Source organism: Mesorhizobium sp. M1A.F.Ca.IN.020.06.1.1 (assembly GCF_004023265.1).
In the GTDB taxonomy this organism is placed as follows: Bacteria; Pseudomonadota; Alphaproteobacteria; order Rhizobiales; family Rhizobiaceae; genus Mesorhizobium.
Genome location: NZ_RZSR01001186.1, coordinates 1 through 1,556 on the forward strand (window position 1 = coordinate 1; position 1,556 = coordinate 1,556).

At 62.0% G+C, this 1,556-nt stretch carries 2 protein-coding genes and 1 pseudogene; 1 reads left to right on the forward strand and 2 read right to left on the reverse strand.

Features of this window, described 5'->3' with window-relative positions; genetic code table 11:
• The first annotated feature begins 150 nt into the window (after nucleotides 1-150).
• Nucleotides 151-537 carry a MerR family DNA-binding transcriptional regulator gene (locus EOA60_RS32310; protein ID WP_040969921.1) on the forward strand — a complete coding sequence of 129 codons (387 nt, stop codon included), beginning with the start codon at nucleotides 151-153 and terminating at the stop codon, nucleotides 535-537.
• Between the two features lie 204 nt (nucleotides 538-741).
• Here EOA60_RS32310 and EOA60_RS32315 read toward each other — a convergent pair whose 3' ends face one another.
• Both EOA60_RS32315 and EOA60_RS32320 read right to left on the reverse strand, forming a co-directional pair.
• Nucleotides 742-1,221, reverse strand: coding sequence for an isoprenylcysteine carboxylmethyltransferase family protein (locus EOA60_RS32315; RefSeq protein ID WP_067329213.1), 480 nt, complete (start codon nucleotides 1,219-1,221; stop codon nucleotides 742-744).
• A pseudogene (locus EOA60_RS32320) lies at nucleotides 1,218-1,556 on the reverse strand (DUF1624 domain-containing protein); the annotation flags it as partial. The pseudogene EOA60_RS32320 and the gene EOA60_RS32315, both read right to left, overlap by 4 nt.

Here is a 1,556-nt window from a genome sequence, read left to right on the forward strand (position 1 = left end):
CCCTGAGACAGTGCTATAATTGACTTTTACGTAAATGCCGTGCGACGTTGCCCTGGGGTCAGATGCCGATTCCGGCACAGACGGGGTTGATTGGAGAAAGGGCGACGCTTCTGCGTGGCGATGCCTGGACGTTTGGGCGTGGGAGCGAGAATGCGGGAATATTACACGATCACAGAGCTGACGCGCGAATTCGACGTGTCCACCCGGACGTTGCGGTTCTATGAGGACGAGGGGCTGGTGCAGCCGATCCGGCGCGGGCGCACGCGGCTGTTTCGCCCGTCCGACCGGCATCTGATCCGCCAGATCATGCGCGGCAAGCGGCTCGGCTTCTCGATCGCCGAGATCCGCGAAATCATCCAGATGTACAAGGAACCGCCCGGCGAGGTCGGCCAGCTCAAGCTGATGATCAAGCGCATCGAGGAAAAGCGCGAGGACCTGCGCCAGAAACGGCGCGACCTCGAGGAGACGCTTGCCGAGCTCGACCAGGCCGAGGAGTCCTGCGTGGAGCGGTTGGCGGAGCTGGGCGTGAACACGTAGCCCGCTGACAGCCAAGGAGTTCAGCTAGGCTAACCGTCGCAGACGTTCGAGATTGGCCGGAGCTTTCGAACTTCGTCATCCCACGGCGGAGCAGCCGCGAAGCGGCGTCGCGGCTTGCTTCGCCCTAGGATGTCACGGATGCTTCTGCTAATCGCCGAGGTGCGGGCCTGCTCGCACCCAGCAACCTTCATTGTCGATACAGCCTCAGATCCAGCGCCGGACCCGCTTGGCGTAATCGCGGTATTTCTTGCCGAACTTTGCCGCCAGTATCTTTTCCTCCTTCTCGATCGCCATTTTCTGCGTCGCGAAGGCAGCGAGGAAGGCAAACAGCAGGAACCATACGATACCGGTGATGAAGGAGACGCCGATCAACAGCAGCGTATTGGCGAGATACATTGGGTTGCGGGTGATGCCGAAGGGCCCCGATGTCACCAGATGGTCGGGCTCGGCATTGGGATTGAGCGTCGTCCTGGCGCGCACCATCGCGCGGATCGCGGTAACCCAGAGCGCTGCCACGCCAAAGAGCGCTACCCAGCCGGCGCCGACGAGGATAGCGCCGAATATGTCCCCGATCCAGGGCAGCGGGTAGAGCATGCCGAGCACGACGCTCAGTGCGATCGCCACGACATAGATCACAGGTGGCCAGGGGATGATCCCGTGTCCGGGCTTTGCGATGCCTGTCATTGCTGCCCTCCTTCCATCTCGTCCTCGGTCGCGGCGGTACAAGTGCTCGCCAGATCGGCCAGATGCGATTTCCAGGCGCTGGACTGGTCGTTGCTGTAGAGCTTGTCGAGAGACCCTTCGCCCTTCAGCGTGTCCAGCATGCAGCCACAATAGCTGGAACAGAACTTGCTGTCCCGTTGCTGTTCGCACTGCGCCTGGCAAGCCGACAGGAAACCAGCGTCCTTGTCTTGTGGCGCGGCCGGCATGGCCTGCGAGAACAGCCACACCGCGCCGAACAGAAGCGGCTGGTGGATGAGATAGAAGGCGAGGCTGTGCCGGCCGATGAAAGTCAGCGG